This window comes from Allokutzneria multivorans, assembly GCF_039537405.1.
Lineage (GTDB): Bacteria > Actinomycetota > Actinomycetes > Mycobacteriales > Pseudonocardiaceae > Allokutzneria > Allokutzneria multivorans.
Genome location: NZ_BAABAL010000004.1, coordinates 115,780 through 135,421 on the forward strand (window position 1 = coordinate 115,780; position 19,642 = coordinate 135,421).

General features: G+C 68.2%; 19 protein-coding genes and 1 pseudogene. 12 read left to right on the forward strand and 8 right to left on the reverse strand.

All coding sequences use genetic code 11. From position 1 onward, the window contains the following. Nucleotides 1-19: 19 nt before the first annotated feature. Complete coding sequence (locus ABD798_RS02560) at nt 20-364, forward strand: hypothetical protein (protein WP_344870819.1); 345 nt, start codon at nt 20-22, stop codon at nt 362-364. 109 nt (nt 365-473) lie between these two features. On the opposite strand, the gene ABD798_RS02565 is transcribed toward ABD798_RS02560, so the two are convergent. Next, nucleotides 474-1,049, reverse strand: a complete 576-nt coding sequence (locus ABD798_RS02565; RefSeq protein WP_344870820.1) for a TetR/AcrR family transcriptional regulator — start codon at nt 1,047-1,049, stop codon at nt 474-476. A 74-nt stretch (nt 1,050-1,123) separates the two neighbouring features. On the opposite strand from ABD798_RS02565, the gene ABD798_RS02570 reads away from it, so the two are divergent. Then, entirely contained in the window at nt 1,124-1,993 is an 870-nt protein-coding gene (locus ABD798_RS02570; RefSeq protein ID WP_344870821.1) for an NmrA family NAD(P)-binding protein, read from the forward strand. A gap of 128 nt (nt 1,994-2,121) precedes the next feature. Here the strand turns inward: ABD798_RS02570 and ABD798_RS02575 are convergent, their stop codons facing one another. After that, entirely contained in the window at nt 2,122-3,468 is a 1,347-nt protein-coding gene (locus ABD798_RS02575) for a cytochrome P450 (protein WP_344870822.1), read from the reverse strand. A 420-nt stretch (nt 3,469-3,888) separates the two neighbouring features. On the opposite strand from ABD798_RS02575, the gene ABD798_RS02580 reads away from it, so the two are divergent. Further along, nucleotides 3,889-4,932 (forward strand): polyprenyl synthetase family protein, encoded by a 1,044-nt coding sequence (locus ABD798_RS02580; RefSeq protein ID WP_344870823.1) that lies wholly within the window; start codon nt 3,889-3,891, stop codon nt 4,930-4,932. A gap of 263 nt (nt 4,933-5,195) precedes the next feature. Beyond that, nucleotides 5,196-6,062 (forward strand): terpene synthase family protein, encoded by an 867-nt coding sequence (locus ABD798_RS02585; protein ID WP_344871085.1) that lies wholly within the window; start codon nt 5,196-5,198, stop codon nt 6,060-6,062. On the opposite strand, the pseudogene ABD798_RS02590 reads toward ABD798_RS02585, so the two are convergent. Both ABD798_RS02590 and ABD798_RS02595 read right to left on the reverse strand, forming a co-directional pair. Next, a pseudogene (locus tag ABD798_RS02590) lies at nt 5,979-6,530 on the reverse strand (arsenic resistance protein); the annotation flags it as partial. The gene ABD798_RS02585 and the pseudogene ABD798_RS02590 overlap by 84 nt on opposite strands. Before the next feature lie 52 nt (nt 6,531-6,582). Then, nucleotides 6,583-6,765 carry a hypothetical protein gene (locus ABD798_RS02595; protein WP_344870824.1) on the reverse strand — a complete coding sequence of 61 codons (183 nt, stop codon included), beginning with the start codon at nt 6,763-6,765 and terminating at the stop codon, nt 6,583-6,585. A 5-nt stretch (nt 6,766-6,770) separates the two neighbouring features. Here ABD798_RS02595 and ABD798_RS02600 point away from each other — a divergent pair, with 5 nt between their 5' ends. Next, nucleotides 6,771-7,175, forward strand: coding sequence for an arsenate-mycothiol transferase ArsC (locus tag ABD798_RS02600; RefSeq protein ID WP_344870825.1), 405 nt, complete (start codon nt 6,771-6,773; stop codon nt 7,173-7,175). Between the two features lie 38 nt (nt 7,176-7,213). After that, nucleotides 7,214-7,540 carry a metalloregulator ArsR/SmtB family transcription factor gene (locus tag ABD798_RS02605; RefSeq protein ID WP_344870826.1) on the forward strand — a complete coding sequence of 109 codons (327 nt, stop codon included), beginning with the start codon at nt 7,214-7,216 and terminating at the stop codon, nt 7,538-7,540. A 49-nt stretch (nt 7,541-7,589) separates the two neighbouring features. On the opposite strand, the gene ABD798_RS02610 is transcribed toward ABD798_RS02605, so the two are convergent. Together ABD798_RS02610 and ABD798_RS02615 are read right to left on the reverse strand one after the other, a co-directional pair. Beyond that, nucleotides 7,590-7,865, reverse strand: a complete 276-nt coding sequence (locus tag ABD798_RS02610; RefSeq protein ID WP_344870828.1) for a hypothetical protein — start codon at nt 7,863-7,865, stop codon at nt 7,590-7,592. 3 nt (nt 7,866-7,868) lie between these two features. Beyond that, nucleotides 7,869-9,203 carry an NAD(P)-binding domain-containing protein gene (locus ABD798_RS02615; RefSeq protein ID WP_344870829.1) on the reverse strand — a complete coding sequence of 445 codons (1,335 nt, stop codon included), beginning with the start codon at nt 9,201-9,203 and terminating at the stop codon, nt 7,869-7,871. A gap of 99 nt (nt 9,204-9,302) precedes the next feature. Between ABD798_RS02615 and ABD798_RS02620 the strand changes: the two genes are divergently transcribed. Continuing rightward, nucleotides 9,303-10,133, forward strand: a complete 831-nt coding sequence (locus ABD798_RS02620; protein WP_344870830.1) for a helix-turn-helix domain-containing GNAT family N-acetyltransferase — start codon at nt 9,303-9,305, stop codon at nt 10,131-10,133. A gap of 57 nt (nt 10,134-10,190) precedes the next feature. Further along, nucleotides 10,191-11,258: a flavin-containing monooxygenase gene (locus ABD798_RS02625; RefSeq protein WP_344870831.1), complete on the forward strand. Its 1,068-nt coding sequence runs from the start codon at nt 10,191-10,193 to the stop codon at nt 11,256-11,258. A gap of 116 nt (nt 11,259-11,374) precedes the next feature. On the opposite strand, the gene ABD798_RS02630 is transcribed toward ABD798_RS02625, so the two are convergent. Beyond that, nucleotides 11,375-12,232, reverse strand: coding sequence for an NAD-dependent epimerase/dehydratase family protein (locus tag ABD798_RS02630; RefSeq protein WP_344870832.1), 858 nt, complete (start codon nt 12,230-12,232; stop codon nt 11,375-11,377). 148 nt (nt 12,233-12,380) lie between these two features. Here ABD798_RS02630 and ABD798_RS02635 point away from each other — a divergent pair, with 148 nt between their 5' ends. Further along, nucleotides 12,381-13,244 (forward strand): LysR family transcriptional regulator, encoded by an 864-nt coding sequence (locus tag ABD798_RS02635; RefSeq protein ID WP_344870833.1) that lies wholly within the window; start codon nt 12,381-12,383, stop codon nt 13,242-13,244. 838 nt (nt 13,245-14,082) lie between these two features. Here the strand turns inward: ABD798_RS02635 and ABD798_RS02640 are convergent. Next, nucleotides 14,083-15,894 carry a hypothetical protein gene (locus tag ABD798_RS02640; protein ID WP_344870834.1) on the reverse strand — a complete coding sequence of 604 codons (1,812 nt, stop codon included), beginning with the start codon at nt 15,892-15,894 and terminating at the stop codon, nt 14,083-14,085. 560 nt (nt 15,895-16,454) lie between these two features. On the opposite strand from ABD798_RS02640, the gene ABD798_RS02645 reads away from it, so the two are divergent. Genes ABD798_RS02645 through ABD798_RS02655 form a run of 3 tightly spaced genes read left to right on the forward strand, consistent with a single transcriptional unit; the run spans nt 16,455 to nt 19,635 of the window. Continuing rightward, nucleotides 16,455-16,895 carry an RNA polymerase sigma factor gene (locus tag ABD798_RS02645; protein ID WP_344870835.1) on the forward strand — a complete coding sequence of 147 codons (441 nt, stop codon included), beginning with the start codon at nt 16,455-16,457 and terminating at the stop codon, nt 16,893-16,895. Next, the gene (locus tag ABD798_RS02650; RefSeq protein ID WP_344870836.1) at nt 16,892-18,850 is read left to right on the forward strand and encodes a YfgM family protein; all 1,959 of its coding nucleotides are present in this window, start codon (nt 16,892-16,894) and stop codon (nt 18,848-18,850) included. Before ABD798_RS02645 ends, ABD798_RS02650 begins: the two co-directional genes overlap by 4 nt. Next, nucleotides 18,847-19,635 carry a hypothetical protein gene (locus ABD798_RS02655; RefSeq protein WP_344870837.1) on the forward strand — a complete coding sequence of 263 codons (789 nt, stop codon included), beginning with the start codon at nt 18,847-18,849 and terminating at the stop codon, nt 19,633-19,635. The genes ABD798_RS02650 and ABD798_RS02655 overlap by 4 nt, the downstream gene beginning before the upstream one ends. Nucleotides 19,636-19,642: the final 7 nt, after the last annotated feature.

Below are 19,642 nucleotides of genomic sequence, written 5' to 3' on the forward strand. Positions count from 1 at the left end.
ACTGGAGAAGGAGAACGTGGTGAAAACCGTTCGCATGGCAGGACGCGGCCTCGTCGTCGCACTCTCGACGGCCGTGTTGCTGCCCTTCGTCGCGGGCACCGGTAACGCCGGCACCGCGCCCCAGACGAACTCCGTCGGCGCGCACTCTCAGGGCACGACGACCTCCGGCAAGCAAGACGCCCGCCTGCTCCGCGACGGCCGCTGGGTCCACGACCGGTGGATCCGCGACCGCTGGCACCACCGCTGGAACCGTCGCCCCTCCAACGGCATCGGGATCGGCCTGGGACTGCGCATCGGCCTCGGCGTCGGGATCGGTGTCGGAATCGGCACCGGCGACAGCGGCGATGACGGTGACGACGATTGACGCGGCAGTAGCAGCGTCAAATAGCGCGACGTCCGGGTCTCACGCCCGCTCAAGGCCATGACCACGGTGGGCCCGGCAGTGACACCTTTCCTGCCGGGTCCACCGTCCCTCAGACCGCCCCCTGTGGGGAACGGTCGCTCACGAGCAGCCCGTCGATGGTGTAGGAGACGAGCCGCGCCGCCTGTTCCGCAGACGCGTGCTCGCGGGTCCAAGCACCGGCGTTCATCAACGTGAAGACGTCCGCCGCGGTCACATCCGGTCGCACAGTCCCTGCCTCGATCGCGCGCGAGACGATCTGCTCTCCGATGTCGGCCATCCGCGTACAGGATGCGTGGAGCTCGGACGCTTCGTCGTCGATGCCGTCCGCCAGGAGTTCAGCGAGCCCCCGGTAGGTTGCGGCGTGGCTGACCACCAGGTCGACCCACTGGCGCAGCGCCTCCTCGGGTGCTTTTCCCGCCAGCGCCTCGCCCGCGTCGAACAGCGCTTCGTTCCGCTCCCGCAGCACGGCACCGACCAGTGCCCTCCGGTTCGGGAAGTGGCCGTACAGCGTGCCGACCGCGACGTCCGCCCGCCGTGCGATGCCCTCCAACGACGCACCGGTGCCCTGCTCGCGGAACACCGCGTCCGCCTCCGCGAGCAAGCGGTCGTGGTTGCGACGTGCGTCCGCTCTCGGCCGACGGCTCACCCTTGCCTCCCGGTTAATTCGAGGTACCCTCGACTTAAGTACTCGAGCCACCCTCAGTTTAACGGGAGATCGTGATGATCCTGGTCTTCGGCGCGACCGGCAGCATCGGCCGCCACCTCCTCCACCAGCTGCGCGGCGCGGAGGTCACCGCGTTCGTGCGCGATCCGGCCAAGGGCGAGGAACTCGGCTGCCGGTACGTGGTCGGCGACCTCGATGACCCGGACTCGGTCGCGGCGGCGCTGACAGGCGTCGACCGGGTCTTCCTCAACGCGGGCGGTGCTCAGCCCGCCGACGGCGAACAACCGATGGTGCGCCAGCAGCGCACGGTGATCGACGCGGCCGCCAAGGCGGGCGTGGACCACGTCGTGAAGCTCTCGGTGTGGCACGCGCGAGAGGGCGGCAAACTGGCCGAGGGCGCGCACTGGCTCATCGAGGAACACCTGAAGGCGTCCGGGCTCGGCTGGAGCGTCCTGCAACCGAGCGGATTCATGCAGAACTTCCTGACAGGAGCCGCGGTCTTCACCGAACACGGCCACATCCTCGGCGCGTACGGCGGCAGCCGGGTGTCCTATGTGGACTGTGCGGACATCGCGGCTTGCGCCGCCACCCTGCTCACCCAGGACCCCAGGCACGGCGAGACGTTCGTCCTCACCGGACCGGAGGCACTCACCCACACCGAGATCGCGGCGAAACTGTCGAAGGTGGCGGGTCGGGAGATCCGCTACGTCGACCTGCCCGCGTCCGCCTTCGCCACCCGGCTCACCGCACTCGGGCTGCCCGCGCACTTCGCCCACGACGTGGCCGGGTTGTTCGCCGAGGTCGCCCAGGGCAGGCTCGCGCCGACCACGACCGCGGTCACCGACCTCACCCGTCGCCCAGCTCGCACGCTTGAGGACTTCCTGCGCGACAACGCCGACACCATCAGGACGTCCTGGTCCGCCTGATCCGAGCGGCCTTCCCGAGACCGGCCACTGGCCCGGCCAGATCCGCGTCAACTGGCCCAGCACCAAGTGAGCAGAGCGGTGTCCCATTTCTGGGGCGCTTGGAAGGCCAGGGGAGCATCGCAGGCCGCTCAACCGCGCCGGGTGGGGGTTCGGGGCTCGGTGACCAGTCGCAGGCCTCGTGGTGCGAGGGCGGCGCCGATATGCGGTCGGACGCGGCTGCCCGGTGCCGGGCGTAGCCGCCAGTGGGCGGCGATCGCGCTGAGGATGATGGTGGCCTCGGTCAGGGCGAAGGTGTCGCCGATGCACTTGCGCCGTCCGGTGCTGAACGGGATGTGGGCGTGGCGGGCGTCGCCGGAGAGCGGGGTGTCCCACCGGTCGGGATCGAAACGCTCGGGGGCGGGGAACGAGGCGGGATCGTGGTGCAGCAGGTAGGAGCTGAACAGGAAGTCGGCACCGGCGGGAAACCGATGCCCGCCGAATTCGACGTCGGTGACGCTGACCCGGGTCAGCAGCCATCCCACCGGGTACAGCCGCAGCGTCTCCTGCAGCACGTTGCGCGTGAACGGCAGCCGCGGCAGGTCCTCCGCGGTGGCGACCCGCCCGGCCAGGACCGCGTCCAGTTCCGCGTGGAGCCTCTCCTCGACCTGCGGGTGCAGTGTGAGCAGGTGGAACAGCCACGCCACGGTCGTGGCCGTGGACTCGGTGCCCCCGACGAACATGGTCATCACCTGGTCGCGCAGGTCCTCGTCGGTGAAACCGTCCTCGGCGGCACCGGTGTCCATCAGCGCGGCCAGCAATCCGCCGCGCTCCGGATGGGCACGGGCGGCCGCGACGATGCGCTCCGCACCGGCGAAGGCCTCGGCGCGAGCACGGTTGAACCGCCGGTTCCCCGGGACGGGAAGCTGACGCAACACCTGCGAGGGCACGGCGATGCGGAACAAGAGGCCAGCCATCAGGAACCGGATCTGGGTGCTGAGGTGCTCGGCTTCCTGGGGGTCGGCGGTGGGCAGCAGGGTGCGAATCAGCACGCGCATGGTCAGGGACATCAGATCGGGAAAGAGGTCGACCGCGCCGTCCCCTTTCCAGGAGTCGGTCAGACCGGCGATCTCTTCGCGCATCACGGCCGCGTAAGCCGCTATGTGGGACGGACTGAAAGCCGGTTGCATCAACCGGCGCTGCCGCAGGTGATCCTCCCGGGTGGAGGTCCCCAGCCCGTTGCCGAGCAGTTCCCGGGCGTTGTCGAACAAGGGGCCGCCCTTGTCGAAGGACCGGTTCATCAACAGCTCGTGCACCAGGTGCGGGCAGCACACCAGGTGCGCTGAGCGCGGCCCCATCCGCACCCGCACCAGGGGACCCGTCTGTCGGCAGGCATCAAGCCAGGGCAGGGGATCCCGCAGCAGCCGCAGCGCGTGCCCGAGCACCGGGACGGCTCCGGGCGCCAGCGGAGCTCGGTCGACTTGACGATTCCTGCGCACGTGTCAGCTCCATCCGTGTTCTCAAGATTGACGGGGAGGCGAATTTTTCTCACCGTTCAAGTCATTTTCGGGACTGGGCGGACAATCCTTATGGATTCTAATTCGGCGGGCCTGTTGGTCATAGATGCGACCGGATGAGTTAGCGTGCAACTCCACGATCATCGGCATGACAGCGCCCCGTTCTGCGTGCTACTGGCGAGATCGGTCGATCACAATGTGCTTGTTCTCGATGATCGACTACCGCTGTCCCGGTGATTCTCTGTGGTAAAAACCCTGCCCGCAAGGAGCAGTTCGCGAGGTCGAGTCGCCGGTACCGTGGTGAGAATTCGTGATTCCTTCATGCCGTCAGCTCTGGCACGTCACGCCGGATTCCTCCCCTTTTCGCCGCGGGTTGCCGAGATGCTGAGGAAGGCAGGCACCATGACCGCTCACCGTCTGACCTGGTTACCCGACCCGCCGAGCGCCACCTGCTCGGCCGGTCAGATCCTGGACTGGGCCCGGCGGGCAGTGGAACCCGCCTTGCGGACCGCGATCGACCGGCTGTCCGAGCCCACCCGGAGGATCGCCGGGTACCACCTCGGGTGGTGGGACGCCCACGGCCACCCCGGTGAGGAGGTCACTGCGGGCAAGGCGCTGCGCCCGGCCTTGACGCTGCTGTGCGCGCACGCTGTCGGCGCGTCCACCGAGCGGGCCGTTCCCGTGGCGGCCGCGGTGGAGCTGGTGCACAACTTCTCGTTGCTGCACGACGACATCATCGACGGCGATCGCCTGCGCCGGCAGCGGCCGACGGCGTGGTCGGTGTTCGGGGCGCCTGCGGCGATCCTCGCCGGGGATGCCCTGCTGGCCCTGGCCGTGCGGATGCTGGCCGCCCACCCGGGAATGGCGCGCTTGGGCATCACCCTGGTGGAACTGGTCAACGGCCAAAGCGCCGACATCGCCTTCACCGAGCGAGAGGAGGTCGGCTTGGCCGAGTGCGTGGCCATGGCCGGGGGCAAGACCGCCGCCCTGCTGGGGTGCGCGTGCGCCCTCGGCGCGCTGGCCGGAGGTGCCGAGGACACCCAGGTGGAGCGGTGGCGCCGGTTCGGCCACCACCTGGGCTTGTCCTTCCAGCTGGTCGATGACCTGCTGGGCATTTGGGGAGATCCAGCCCGCACCGGCAAGCCGGTTGGCTCGGACCTGCGCGCGGGCAAGAAGTCCCTGCCCGTGGTGGCCGCGCTCACCGCCGGCAACGACGCCGCTCGTCGACTGGCCCGGCTGTACTCGCGCCCGACGCCCTTGGAAGAAGCCGACGTCGCGGTGGTCACCGAGCTGATCGAGCGGGCCGGAGGACGCGCCTGGGCGCAGCGGGAAGCCGATCGGCACCGGCGGATCGCGCTCACCCGCATGGGACAGGCCCGCCCGGCATCGGGCCCCGCCACGCACCTGGCCACGCTGACCGCGCTGATCACGCGCCGCGACCACTAGCCCGCCGTTCTCGCCCGAACCGACACAGCGAGGAGTTCGAGATGCCCTTCGTCGCCGACTTCGCAACGCCGTTCCGGTACCGCCTCAACCCGCACCTGGCGGAGATCACCCCGTTGGCCCGGCAGTGGATGCGCGACTTCGACCTGATCGACGACGCGCACGTGGCCGAGTACGAGATGGCAAGAATCCCGGAGCTGATGTCCGCCGCCTACCCCAAAGCCGACATCGCCGACCTGTTGCTGTCCTGCCACGCGATGGGGGTCATGTTCACGCTCGAGGACGAGGACTGCGGCAGCAACCCCCGGCACACCGTCGAAGGGATCACCGCGCGGTGCAACGCGATGATCTCCTTGATGCACAACGAGAAACCGGACACCGACGACCCTGTCGTCCACGCGTTCAACGACGTCTGGCACCGGCTCCGCGACGGGATGTCCGACGCCTGGGCCGCCCGGCACCGCGACAACTGGACCGCGTTCCTGACCAACCACTACGCGTGGGAGCCGGTGGTCGTCGAGAACCACGGCATGCCCAGCTTGACCGACTACCTGCGCGACCGTGCGGACTCCAGCGGGATGTACGTGCTCTACGACTGGTCCGAGCGCCTGAGCCCCGACAGGATCGAGATCCCCCAGCAGGCGCTCGACGATCCCAGGCTCGCCACCCTGCACCGGTTGTGCATCAACACGATCATCGCCATCAACGACCCGCACTCCTACGAGCGCGAGCTCCGGCGCAACGACCCGGTGCCCAACCTGGTGAAGGTGCTCGTACAGCACGAGAACCTCACCGTGGACCAAGCAGTCGAGTACGCGAGGACAATGCTCTCCGACGCGATCGAGGAGTACGTCGAAGTCGAGTTCGACTATCTCTCCCACTGGTGGCACGCGGGCCTGCCCCCTCGGCAGATGACCGCGGTGGAACAGCGGCTGCGCGATCTTCGGAACTGGACGAGCTCGAACTGCCGATGGCACTACATCACGCCCCGCTACGACCACGTCTCCCTCGACCCCGAGCGCGACCACCCGCGCGGCGGTCAACGCCAGGGTGGTGGTGCGTTCGCAGGACAGACCGCTGGCTTTGCCGACGGCGTAGGAGCCACCCCGCATGAGGACGAAGCAGACCAGTAGCGGCGCCGCGATCCGTGCGAGGGGGTCGATGGCGGGCAGGAACGTCCGCGCGCACCAGTCGCGGCCTCGTGCGCGTTCGCCGATGCGGCGGGAGAGGTACCCGGCGAGCAGCGGGATGCCGAGGAAGACCAAGAAGCAGGTCCGCCAGAGAGATCCAAACGAGGGTGAACATCAGCGCCGGGACGAGAATCCAGTTGAGCACCAACGACAACGCCAACGTGGTCTTGTCGCGGGTCGACGGTGTCGAGCGTGTCGTAGCGGAGCTTCGCCAGCACCGGACACATCAGCAGCAGCCCGAGCGCGATCGGCATCGAGACCTCGCCGATCTTCACCGCCTCCAGCACACCCTGTAGACCGGGAACGAAGCGTCCGAGCAGCAGCCCGGCGGCCCATCGCGACTCCGATCCACACCGGCAGGATCCGGTCGAGGAAGGACAACCGGTGCAGCACCTCGGCCCCGGCAGGCACGGGTGTTGCTCGCTCAACACGGTCTCTTGATCGCGGTGTTCGCGAGGGCGCGCTAGGTCAACGATGCGGCGGCGTTCTCCAGAGCCTCGGGGCGCAGCCGGTAGTAGGTGAACCGGCCGCACGGCTCGGTCTCCACGAGGTGACAGGCGCACAGCGCGCCCTGAGCGACCAGGTGCACGATCCGGGCGCGCAGCTGATGTGATGGGCTGCGGCATCGTCGAGTTCCGAGGAGCATCCCAGGTGAGCACCCCCGAGGTCCTGTTCGTCTGCGTGCACAACGCCGGCCGCTCGCAGATGGCCGCCGCGTTGTTGCAGCACTACGCGCTGGGGCGGGTGCGCGTGCGCTCGGCGGGCTCCGCGCCCGCCGAGAAGGTCAACCCGGCTGCGGCCGAAGCCCTGGCGGAACTGGGGCTGGACATCACCGCCGAGGTCCCGTCGAAGCTCTCCACTGCTGACGTCGAGGCATCCGATGTGGTGATCACGATGGGCTGCGGCGACACCTGCCCGGTGTTCCCCGGCAAGCGCTACCTCGACTGGGCACTGGAGGACCCTGCTGGGCAGGGTCTGGAGGCGGTGCGGCCGATCCGCGACGAGATCGACCGGCGGGTCCGCGGTCTGCTGGCCGAACTCCTGGACCAGTCCTGACCGTGGTGGTCGGGCGGGTGGTGTGCGACCGTGAAGCCGTGCCGTCCACACCCAGCCCGACCACCACGTCGATCAGTGCCGCGCCCCTGTCCGCCGAGCGCGCGGCGTCGACGGCGCTGGTGTTCAAGGCGTTGGCCGACCCGGTCCGGTTGCGGCTGCTGAGCCTGATCTCCTCCTCGCCGGGCGGGGAGATCTGCGTGTGTGACCTGACCGGTGAGTTCGAGCTGAGCGGGCCGACGATCTCTCACCACCTCAAGGTCCTCAAGGCCGCAGGGCTGATCGACGGTGAGCGTCGGGGCACGTGGGTCTACTACCGGCCGCTGCCCGACGCGCTCGCGGAGATCTCCGCGCTGCTGCGCCCCTGACCGGGCGGGAAGCTCGCGATCGCCCGCATGAGGGTGAACACGTCCCGGCTCACCCGACCAGGACTGAGCCGGTGATCAACAGGATCGCCGGTCCGGGGACGACCGCCGACGCGAAGGCGCTGAGCGCGCCCACCGCCAGCACCGAACCCCAACTCGTCACCACCCTCGGGCCGAACCGGTCCAGCCACCGCCCGATCGGCACGCCGACGACCTGCCTGGCGCAGAAGAGCACGCCCCAGCTGGTGATCTCGGCCCGGCACAACACGATCAAGACGCCGCGCAACCCCATGTCGGGGTGCGCGGCGTCCGTTGTCGCTTCGGGCATCTCTCAGCAGCGCGCGGCCGGGGCGGTCAGGGAGACCTCCACCGCACCCGCGGGACCGCAACAGCCACTGGCCGCCGTGTCAGCGGGTTCGTCGAAGACACCGGAGCCGCCGCACACGCCGGTTTCGGGCAGCACCAGCTCTACGCGCTCGGCGGCAGCGCGGTCCCCGGCGATCGCGGCGACGACGGAGCGGGCCTGCTCGTAGCCGGTCATCGCCAGGAACGTGGGCGCGCGGCCATAGCTCTTCATGCCGACCAGGAACACGTTCGGTTCCGGGTGAGAGAGTTCCTTGACGCCGTGCGGGTAGACGGTGCCGCAGGAGTGCACGTTCGGGTCGATCAACGGCGCCAACGCGACCGGTGCTTGCAAGGTCGCGTCGAGGTCCAAGCGCAGCTCCGACAGCCACGACAGATCGGGCCGGAAGCCGGTCAGGACAACGACTTCGTCGACCGGGTCGAGGGTGTGCCCGTCGAAGGACTCCAACACGAGTCGGCCGTCCACATCGGACTCGACCGCTGCGGTGCGGAACCCGGTCACCGTCTCCACGTGTCCAGCCTCGGCGGCCGCCTTCGCGCGCAAACCCAGCGCGCCGCGCGCAGGCAGCTGGTCGGACTCCCCGCCACCGAAGACCGCGCCGACGGCGCCACGCCGCAGCAACCACACGATCCGCGTGCCCGGAGCCTGCTCGGCGAACTCGGCAAGTGCGACCAGTGCGGTGAGCGCGGAGTGCCCGCTGCCCGCGACCGCGATCCGCTTGCCCGCGTACCGCGCGCGCACGGCTTCGTCGGACAGATCCGGCACCCGGTAGGAGATGCGGTCGGCGGCAGCGTTCTCGCCGACCCCGGGCAGACCGTCCCCGCCGAGCGGATTCGGCGCGCCCCAGGTGCCGGAGGCGTCGATGACCGCCCGCGCGGTGATCCGCTCCTCGCCGTGGGCGGTCCGCACGTGCACCGTCAACGGCTCACTCTCGCGCCCGGCGTCGACCACCCGGTCTCTGCCGCGTCGCGCGACGCCGACCACGCGTGCGCCGTAGCGCACCCGGTCTCCGAGGACCTCGGCCAACGGCTGGAGGTACTGCTCTGCCCACTGCCGCCCTGTCGGGTAGGCGGGCCGCTCCGGGCGCTGCCACCCGGTCGGCTCCAGCAACCGGACCGCGGCGGGGTCGACCAGTTCCGGCCACGCGGAGAACAACCGCACGTGGTGCCACTGCGCCACCGCCGAACCCGCCCGAGCCCCAGCTTCCAGCACCAGCACCGGGATCTCGCGCTCCACCAGGTTCGCCGCCGCGGCCAACCCGACCGGACCGGCACCCACCACGACCACGGGCAACTCGTCCACGAACCCACTCCTTGAATAGACGTTCATCGAAGCAACGGGACGGACTGTATCGACGGGCATCGATTGACGCAACCATCGATGTGTGTCGATACTGATGGCATGACCGCTGTTCCGGAAGCCCTCTCGGGCGAGACCGCCTCGACCTACTCGGAGTGGTTCGCCTGCCTGGCCGAGCCGACCCGGGTCCGCATCCTGCACACCGTCGCGGTCGCCGGCGGCGCGATCACCGTGGGCGAGTTGACCGAGCGCATCGGGATCAGCCAGTCCACCTGCTCCCACCACGTGCGCAAGCTCGCCGACATCGGGTTCGTGCTGCTGCGCAAGGAAGGCACCACCACGCTGGTCACGGTCAACCCGAACTGCTGCACCGGGCTGCCCCACGCCGCTGACGTGGTCATGGGCGTGCTCGCACCCCGCCCGTGCTGCCCCACCGACCTGCCCGTCGACGTCACCGTCCGCCCCCTGGAAGCCGGGGACTGGGCAGCAGTGCGGCGGATCTACCGCGAAGGCATCGACACCGGCAACGCCACCTTCGAGACCGAGGTCCCCGCACGCGCCACCCTGGACGCCACCTGGCTGCCCGAACACCGGTGGGTCGCCGAACTCGACGACCAGGTCGTTGGCTGGGCAGCGGCAAGCCCGGTCTCGGCGCGCGCGTGCTACTCCGGGCTCGCCGAGACCTCCGTCTACGTCGACGCCGCCGTGCGCGGCCGTGGTATCGGGAAAGCGTTGCTGCACAAGCAGGTCACCGCCGCCGACGCGGGCGGGCTGTGGACCTTGCAGACCTCGATCTTCCCCGAAAACCGCGCCAGCCTCGCCCTGCACCACACCGCCGGGTTCCGCACCCTCGGCGTCCGCGAACGCATCGCCCAACACCACGGCGTGTGGCGAGACACCGTCTTCCTGGAACGCCGCCGCACCACCGACTGACCACATCCACTGACCGCCGCTCGCCCTGATCCGGGCGAGGGCTTCTTCGAGGTGCCCATGAACAGCCCTGACGCTCTGATCATCGGTGGCGGCCAAGCCGGCCTCGCCGCCGCTCACGCCCTCCGCCAGCACGGCCTGCGCCCGGTCATCCTGGAGGCCGGCGCCGAGGCGGTCGGTTCCTGGCCGCGCTACTACGACAGCCTCACCCTGTTCTCCCCAGCCCGCTTCAGCTCCCTGCCCGGCCTGGCCTTCGGCGGCGACCCCGAGCGCTACCCGCACCGCGACGAGGTCACCGACTACTTGCGCCGCTACGCCACCCGGCTCGACGCCGACCTCCGCACCGACCACCGGGTGTCCACAGTGGAGCACCGCGCCGGTCGCTTCGACGTCACCACCACCTCCGGTGTCGAGTTGTCCGCGCCGTTGCTGATCGCGGCCACCGGCTCCTTCAACAACCCCCACCGGCCGGCCCTGCCCGGCTTGGACACCTTCACCGGCACCGTGCTGCACGCCGGCGACTACCGCGCCCCGAACTCGTTGGCGGACAAGAGGATTGTGGTCGTCGGCGCGGGCAACTCCGCCGTGCAGATCGCCGTCGAACTCGCCGAACACGCCCACGTCACCCTCGCCACCCGCGAGCGCATCCGCTTCGCACCACAACGCCCCTTCGGCCGCGACGTTCACCTCTGGGCCAAGCTCACTGGCGCCGACTCCCTCCCGATCGGCCCCTGGCTGACCAACCCGCCCGGACAACCGGTCTTCGACACTGGCCGCTACCGCACCGCGATCACCGCACGACGCCCCGATCGGCGCCCGATGTTCACCCGCCTCGACGGCGACCGCGTGCACTGGAGCGACGGCACCACCGAACCGATCGAGGTCCTCATCCTGGCCACCGGATACCACCCCGACCTGAACTACCTCACTCCGCTCAACACCCTTGCCCCGTCAGGAAAACCCGACCAACGGGCAGGACTGTCCACCACCCACCCCGGACTCGGCTACCTCGGCCTCGAATGGCAACGCATCCTCGCCTCCAACACCCTGCGCGGAGTCGGCCGCGACGCCGCCCACCTCATCCCACGCCTGCTCCGCGCCCGCGCTCGCCAGCTCGGACGCATGTAACCGGCGTCTCCCCGAAGGTCGTACCGAGACACAGGCCGTGCCCATGTCGCTCGAGGTCACCGGGGCGACCACGACCTCTCCCGATAAGAGCGGCGTGATCAGCCCCGGCTTCCGGTTCAGCCGGCCGCGATTTCGGTCAGCGGGTCGGCGTGCACCGGCGTCCACCCCAGCTCGCGCTGTGCCTTGGCCGAGGTGAACTGCTGGTCGAGCGCAAAGGCGTCGGCGATCGGCCCCATCTGGTCGCGGGCCTGCTCGATGCTGAGGGAGACGGTCTTCTCCGCGAGCCCGGCGCCGCGGGCGCAGGCTTCGGCGACCTCCTTGGCCGTCGGGTTGGCTCCGCTCACGCCGAGGTACGCCGAACCCGCCTGCGCCGACAGCGCCGCCACGTAGAGCCGGGCGAGGTCGTCGAGGTGGATCAGGGCCCAGTGGTTGCCGCCGTCGCCGATGTACGGGATCGCGCCGTTTTCCTTGCCCGGCTTGACGAAGAACATGTCGATCAGGCGGTTGTCTCCGCCGTGGAGGAGACCGGGTCGCACGATGACCGGCCGTCCGCCGTCGGCGACCCGGGCCAGCACCGCGTCCTCGACGGCCTTGCGCCAGGCCACGATCGGCGGCGGGTTCCACGGCGCGCTCTCGTCCTGCACGCCGTCGGTGTCGCCGTAGACCCAGCTGCCGCCGGTGTGCACGTACGTGCCGCCGCCGACTCCGCCCTGCATCGCAGTGGCGGCCGCCAGGTCCTCCTCGCCGCTGGTGGCCTGGGCGAGGTGGATCACGGCTTCCGCCCGCGCCGCTGCGCGGGTGAGCACGCCGAGGTCGGTCAGGCCGCCTCGGACGGCGCTCGCACCTGCTGCGGCCACGGTCGCCTCTGCGCGGTCGCTGCGGGCGAGCGCCTCGACCGTGTGCCCGGCGCGCACCAGCTCGCCGATCGTCGCGCGGCCGATGTAACCAGAACCACCGGTGAGGAAAACCTTCATCGCTGTCCCTTCCTTTGCGTTCCGTTCCTCTTCCACGGTGCCCCCGGCGCCAGGGGAGCGTCCAAGACCCGTTCCGCGCGCTGTGATGCCGCAGCGGCATCACTGGTCTGTGATGATGGGAGCTAGCGGACCGGAAGTGGTGAGCCACGTGGACTTCGACCTGCGCAGGCTGCGGTACTTCGTCGCCGTGGCCGAAGAACTGCATTTCGGGCGGGCCGCCGAGCGCCTGCACATCGCCCAGCCCGCGCTGTCGCGTCAAATCCGCGCCCTCGAAGACGAACTCAAGACGGCGCTGTTCGTCCGCAACCGCCGAACCACGGTCCTCACCGCGGCGGGCGATCAGCTCCTCACCGACGCCCGCGACCTGCTGGCAGCGGCCGAAGCCGCGCACCGCCGGGTCACCGCCGCCGCCGAGGCGAAGCCGATGCTCACCATCGGTTTCATGCCGGGCATCGTGGTCACCCCGGCGGTGCGAGTGCTGGCCCGCCACCTGCCGGACGTCACCGTCCAGCTGCTGCGCACGAGCTGGCACGACCAGGTGAAGGTCATCCAAGACGGCCGCGTCGACGTCAGCATCGTCCGGCTCCCAGTCGACCAGCGCGGGTTGACCGTGCGGCCGCTGTTCACCGAACCCCGTGTCGTGATGGTGCCCACCGGTCACCGGCTGGCCGGCAAGGAGACCGTGTCGGTCACTGAACTCGCCGACGAGCACCTGCTGCAGGACCCCGACGCCGTCCCGGAATGGCGGGACATCGCCCTCGAACTGCGCAAGCGGAACCGCCCCGAAGTGCCGCGCATCAACAGCGTCGAGGAGAAACTGGAACTTGTCGCCGCCGGAGCGGGAATCAGTGTCCTTCCCTTGTCGACGGCGACGTTCTACACCCGCCAGGACGTCATTTGCATCCCAGTCGAGGACATCGGACCGAACCAGGTGTGCCTGGCTTGGCTCGCGACACGCCGCTCACCCCTCATCGACGCCTTCGTCGACGCCGCAGCGAGCCTGGTGCCCTGATCTCGCCAAGCAAGTCGGCTTGCGTGAACGCACCGCAGCGCTGCGGACCCTCGACGGTGGTGTACGAGAAATCCCTCGCAGAATACGACCCCGCATTGGTGATCGCCGAGCAGGAGCGTATGGCGTCGCACAAGGGAGCACGAGACAACGCGAGGGGATCAAAACCGTTATCGCGAAGCTGGCGCAAGAACGGGACAAACCCACGTTCGTGATAGGGCAGCGACAGAAAGCGATCGCACGCATCCTCACCGCCGTCATGATCGCCAGCAGGCAAAGGCGAAAGGCTTAACCCGGAGCAGATCACGCCGGTGCGGCGAGAGACCGCTAACGGGACGGCAGGACACATGAGAGGGCGGCAGAGAAAACCTTGCCGCCCTCACGCTCCAGAGCGTGACGTGCACATGACCTACAACGCCGAAGGGCCGACGGTCGAGGTGACCGTCCGCCCTGTCGGTAAGGATGAAGCAAGTGTCCGAGGGGGACTCGAACACGTATTCGTCGCATCCATGCACAGGATGCGTGTTCATGCGACAGACCATAGCTCTGTCTGCTGTTCGGTCGCCAAGCCGTGCGCGTCGTTGATCAACATAAAGCGTCCTTGCGTCCCAAGGGTTCCGGCACTTCTGCGCTTGTACGATCTCTGGTTGTGTTGAACACTTGCCGTGGCGTCTAGCGACTATTGGAGTGGGGCGATGGCGGCTCAATCGACATGATCTGCATCGTCCGTCGGTAGTCGGAGAACTCGACCGCGCTCGCGACGATGAGGAGACTGCACGAGTAGGCGGCTGTGTGGAGCAAGACGGCAAGTGGGCGCTGACTTGTGCGCATGTACTGCTGATCAAGTCAGGCCGCCGACGACGGTCAGGTCGCTGGCCACCTCGGTGACCGCTGAGCGGGCGGAGTTGAGGAGATCCTCCAGCAGCCGTAGGCGCAACAGGTCATCGCTGACCGCTATGCTGCCGCCCCCTCGGAGGCGTTGATGGGTTCGCTGGCTCATGTGCGGCTGCACGATGACGATGTCCGTGCGGTTCCTGGCATCTCCGAGCTGCAGAGCCTCGAGGAACTCCGATCTTGAGGTGGTGCGAGCGCCGAGGTTCCAACATGCGGGCAGAGCGACGCAGGGTGATGACAGCGTCTTCAGGAGCAGGTCACGGTCGGTGTAGACCAGGTTCTTCAGGGCCTGGCTCACGACGACCTCGAAGGCGCCGAGTGCGACTCGTCGAGCGGGCGCTCGGCTCTTGGCACCCTTCACCTGGATGAAGGCGAGGTCGCCGTTGCCTGCGATGTGGATGAAGTCGGCTGTTTCTCCCGGTCCGTCGTCGCAGATCAGCCACCCGTCTTGGTACCGGTTGACGACCCAGGCGAACAGCGAGCGGTCGCCGTTCCGGGCGATCCCGGCATGGATGCGCTGCGCGTCGGGGAACGGCGGCTTCTCCTGCTCGATGTGGTAGTCGGAGAAGTCTTCGAATGACCAGTTGGGGAAGGCGAAGTCGCGTGGCCGTTCTTCCCAGATGCGGCCGTCCACCAGGGAGTGCCCTGAGCCGTAGTAGACGGCCACCAAGTCTTTGCTGTACTGCAATGCGTCGAGTACTTGTCGAACGGGTGCAAGGTCGGAAGGTGAGCCTTCGAACCCGAGGTCCAGGGCGAATCCGGAGTTAACCGGCTTGGGGTTGGCAGCAAGTCGGCCACCTGTGCTGCCGTTGAGCCCCACGTCCATGAAGAAGCGCGCCGAACTCTGCTGGCCGATCACGTCGAGCACGGCTCCCTGGAGGAGGGCCGACGCGTTGCGCATCTCGTCAGACGCGTTCTGTGGCAGGTGTTCCGGAGGAAGCACGCGTACCTCGTACGCCCCGTTTACAGCTGAAAGGTCTGTGACTTGTCTCGCATAGTGCGGGAAGGGCTCGTTCCCGGAGCCGTCAGCGCGCTCGTTCTCCAGCAGTGCGAACAGTTCGACCACCGCGGCGACGAAAGACGCGAAATCCGGCGCCGCCCTAAACCACACTGAGGACTCCCTCGGCGTACTGCCGACGATCCCGTTCAGCACCAATCGATCTGCCGAACCCGGCAACTCAGAACGCGCTGCGCCGACTGTGTACGAGCCATCCTCATGCGGGTGGGACGCGTCCTGCAGACGAAGCCCGCTGATGCTCTTCGTGTCGGGCTTGGTGGTACGAGGTCGATGTACACCGTTGAGCCAGAGGCTCTTGGCGTCACCATGGTGGAGGGCACACTCCATGACACGCTGTGGAATCCGCGTGAACGCAGGTTTCGGTGGCTTGTCAAGCCACCGCTGGAGGCGGTCGTGACTCGAGCTGTCGCAGTGGACCGCGACAAGGCGTCGACGCCTCAGAGCGACCGTGAGAAGATAAATTGTGTCTTGAAACCCGGCAGCATCAGTCGCCCACGAAGGACGACCACGCTGCTGGCGCACGAAGGCCGTGAGCTGATCGATACCACTGTCGAAATCCAGATCATCGTTCATCGCGACAATCTCAGTTTCTCGCCCCAAGCGGTTCCGTCCCGGTTTGAGGAGTTCCTCGCGCAGCCTCTCGAAAGCTAGCGAAGGGTCGTCCGCGACACACTCCAGCACCGTGACGGAGACGTACGGATGGACCGTCGCCCAGTCAAGCTTCCTCGTCCTGCTGTCCATCGGGTGCACCATCCCGTTCGATCAGACTGCAGCACTTACCGTTGTCCGCAACGCCTGTGCACACTCCGTCGAACCGGCACGAAATCTCGTTAGCCCCGAAGAGTGCATTCACTCGAATGCGCAGCACCTCGGATGTTCGTGACACAAAACGAACAAGCGGGGGGATCGAGAAAATAACAAGGATGCTTTTAAGTAATCATGACGTTGCAGAAAAAAGACTCTACTCGGGCGCCCCTCGCCATATGATCCCGGCGCGAACATCCTGGTCGTGCCACTCGTAGTTGACGGGCCGAAGATCGATCGCGAACAGGTCACTCGTTCGAGTGAATGCGCGTGCAGGCGGAGAAACCGTGCAGCAAATCGAGCCTCTGGAACGCCATTACAGGTGCGGGGATTCCCACAGGTGAGGAGCAGGAACGACATGCCGGTCAGAGGTTCAACGCAGCGGTGGGGGCGGGCGTCAGGTGACGCATGAGTCGGAACCAGACGGCGCTGCGCTGCTCCCGAACCTCAGGGCGAGCTACGAGACGTTCCTGACCGAGGACCTCGAGCGGCTCAAGATGGCGGTCCTGAGGTGGGACAGCGATGCCGGAGACGCTCTACAGGAGGCGTTGCTGCAGGCCTATGAGCGGTGGGAGATGGTGTCCGCCGCGAACAACCCGATCGCCTACGTGTTCGGAATGGCACGCAATATCCGGCTGAGCGAATTGAGGCGGGACCAGCGCCGCAACGAGGTGCTGACGGAGTTCACGACCGGCGAGGTGGGTCAAGGCGACTTTACAGATCTTGTGGTCGCCGCCGATCAGCTGTGGGACGCGGTCCGCCAGCTGCCGTGTGCGATTCGCGAGGTGTTCGTGCTGCGTGACGTCGCTGGTTTCAGCGAGTCCGAGGCCGCAGAGGTCTTACAGGTGGCGGGTTCAACGGTGCGCGGTCACCTGTGCCGTGCGCGGGCGGCACTGCGAAAGCTGCTGACGGACCAGCGACAAGGAGGACGGCGGTGAACCTGGAGGACCTGCTGCGACAGCAACGCGACGAGGCCGCCCGGCCGGCGGGAGAGTTGACTGTGCGTCGTCTGCTGCACGGCATCGAGGCAGAACACCGGCGAAGGGTCGCCTCGCCTGAGTCGCTGCGAGCGATGGGTGAGGTGCACGACGAGTTCATGGCGGCGCGAGCCGCATTGGTCGCCGGTCGGGAAGCAGCGGACCGAGGGGAGCTCGCCGCCGCGGCCGGGCACCTTCGGGTGGCGGCTAGGTCGAGTGCGGGGGACGCTGCGGTCCGTCTCGCTGGAGTGCTCGCGAAACTGGAGATCTACGGCGAGGCACTTGAGTGGTGTGAGGCCGCGGAGCGCGATGGCTGGCAGGAGGCTGCCGATCTTGCCGTCCGGTGCCGCGAGGCGCTCGGTCAGCCGCCCAAGGCGTCGGAGGTGCCGCGGCACGCCTTGGCCGACCGGAGCAAGCCCGAGCCGGTTCGCCGCCCTGACGACCCTTCCGTGAGTGCGGATCCGGGGTTGAGCAGGCGGATGAAGGCACTCGCCTGCACAGCGCCGCTGCACGACCTCGATCGGCACAAGGAGATGCTCAAGTGGTTGCCTGAGGGCGTCTACCAGATGGCTGAGATCGGCATGCACACGATCGACCGCATCGCGCTGGCGATGGATTTCGACACGGGTGCCGCGCATGACGACGTGGTCCAGCGCGTGCGTCCGTTCATCGCGGCCCAGGCGCCTGAACGCTCCACGGCGGAGCACGAACGCGTCGCGCGCTGGGTGCTCGAGAAACTGATCAATGTCGGGACCGTCGACCGGGTTTTCCGGGGTGTGTACGGCGAGATCGACGAGGAGGGCGCCTACCAGCGTCGGCTGTTCGACTTCAAGCTCCTCGTGGAGGTGCCCGGTCCGCGGGGCGGGATCTTCCTGCGCGCATCCGACCAGGCAATCAACGTGCTCGTCGGCGCGCTCGACACCGACATCGAGTCCTCCCAGGTGGCCGCCGAGGTCAAACTCGGCAACCTGATCGATCGCGGTCAGCTCAACGACGCCCGTCTCGCCGCAGAGACGGCGCGGTACCGCACCATCCAGTTCGCGGAATCGTTGCGGTACAAGCTCGACGCCACCCGCCGCGACGTGCGGATGGTGGACTGGGACCGCGCGCTGCCCGACCTGCTGGACAAGGCGTTGAAGCACGTGGAGGAACGGTTCCGCGTCGAGCACGCCATCCTGCAGAACATCACCGACCAGCGCGACAATGCCGACGACCCGAAGCGGAAGCGGCTCGCGGCGGACTTGGTGGCGATCGTGCAGGAGTGCATCCGCCGGCACACCCAGCTCCAGGCGAGGCTGGTGTCCGCGCGCGGCAGCTTCCGCGAGGAGCAGGACCGGCAGCTCTTCTCCGGGCTGCCGCAACGCCCTGCGCTGAACCTGCAGACGCAGCTGCTGTTGCCCCTTCTCGAACTGCCGATCGCGCACGCGGCCGGCCCGTCGGACGTGTTCTTCCGCGCCGCGTCTGGCCCACACGTGCCGGACGTGTTGTCCCTCACCGGCTTGGTCATGATGTTGTTGCGCCCCAGCGCCGACCGCGGTCGGACCGCGGGACCAGTGGCGGACCCACATCTCGACGAGGCGCCGGACCTGGCGCGGTTCCCCCTGCACCTGTGGGACCGCGCAGAGGAACTGCTGGACCTCCCAGGTGAAGTGGTCGAGCTGAGCGAGCTCCTCGCCGCGGCTGCGGAGCTCGACTCGGATCTGCCCGCGCTCGTGGCGTTGCTGGCCGCACGTGCGTGCAATCCCGCCGTCTCCGCCGCCGTGGCGAATGGCGATAGCTCCATCCTGATCGCGGTGCCTTCCGGCATGCCCATCCCACCTTCGCCCGGCATAGACGTCCTCGGTGACGACCTGTTGCTAACGATCGCCGAGGTCGTCGACGTCGAAGCGCACGAGAAACACGAGGGAATCGCATGAACCCCGCCGACACGGCCGAGGCCGCCCGTCTGGTGGCCATGGGCCTGCGGGCCAAACACATTCCCAGCCGTGAGACCGAGTACCGCGATCTTGTCCGGCGGTACCAGGAGGACGAGCTGTTCGCCGCGACGGCGGACGCGGTGGCGACCGGGCTGGGGCTGCACGTGCTCGACGTTTCGCAGCGCAGCGGGATCATCCTCGCGGCCGACGCCGGTTCGGTGTTCGAGGTGAAGATGGAGGACTACGCCCGCAGGAGCCTCGCGAGAGGTGAACGCCGTGACACGGAGAAGGTGTTGCACGGCATCGTGCACCTCGCGGTGGCTGCACTGTGCTTCCCCCGAGCCGACGACCTCGCCAACAGCTCCTACGTCGGACGAGTGTCGGTGGACGTCGTGGACGTCGTTGTGCGCGATGCCTGCCGAGCTCTCGACGAGCGCACGGCCGTCGAAGGCGACGGCGACCCGACCGCCGAGGAGCCGGAGCTGGAGAAGGCGTGGCGGGCCTACGTGCGCAGGCCCGAGGTGGCGGCGACGAAGGACAGCAGGCACAACAGCGACACGACCCGCGCGATGATCTCGCGAGCGTTGCGCTGGCTCGCCGACCGCGGACTGCTGCAGTCCGTGGGCGACGAGAAGGATGGCGTCTTCCGCACCACCAGCAAGTACCAGGTGCACGTCCGGCAGCTCGCGTCGCACGCCACGTTCAAGTCGTTGCTGAGCCTCGGCGTCGTGCCCCCGATGGGCCCGAGGCTCTTGCACGCCGTGCCCACCCCAGAACTTCCCTGAACCGAGG

Coding starts and splice junctions, on each gene's coding strand:
- ABD798_RS02585 (WP_344871085.1), top strand. CDS start 5,196: ATGTTCACGCTCGAGGACGAGGACTGCGGCAGCAACCCCCGGCACACC.
- ABD798_RS02630 (WP_344870832.1), bottom strand. CDS start 12,232: ATGAAGGTTTTCCTCACCGGTGGTTCTGGTTACATCGGCCGCGCGACG.
- ABD798_RS02580 (WP_344870823.1), top strand. CDS start 3,889: ATGACCGCTCACCGTCTGACCTGGTTACCCGACCCGCCGAGCGCCACC.
- ABD798_RS02640 (WP_344870834.1), bottom strand. CDS start 15,894: ATGGACAGCAGGACGAGGAAGCTTGACTGGGCGACGGTCCATCCGTAC.
- ABD798_RS02570 (WP_344870821.1), top strand. CDS start 1,124: ATGATCCTGGTCTTCGGCGCGACCGGCAGCATCGGCCGCCACCTCCTC.
- ABD798_RS02645 (WP_344870835.1), top strand. CDS start 16,455: ATGGCGGTCCTGAGGTGGGACAGCGATGCCGGAGACGCTCTACAGGAG.
- ABD798_RS02655 (WP_344870837.1), top strand. CDS start 18,847: ATGAACCCCGCCGACACGGCCGAGGCCGCCCGTCTGGTGGCCATGGGC.
- ABD798_RS02625 (WP_344870831.1), top strand. CDS start 10,191: ATGAACAGCCCTGACGCTCTGATCATCGGTGGCGGCCAAGCCGGCCTC.
- ABD798_RS02620 (WP_344870830.1), top strand. CDS start 9,303: ATGACCGCTGTTCCGGAAGCCCTCTCGGGCGAGACCGCCTCGACCTAC.
- ABD798_RS02595 (WP_344870824.1), bottom strand. CDS start 6,765: ATGCTCCTCGGAACTCGACGATGCCGCAGCCCATCACATCAGCTGCGC.
- ABD798_RS02610 (WP_344870828.1), bottom strand. CDS start 7,865: ATGCCCGAAGCGACAACGGACGCCGCGCACCCCGACATGGGGTTGCGC.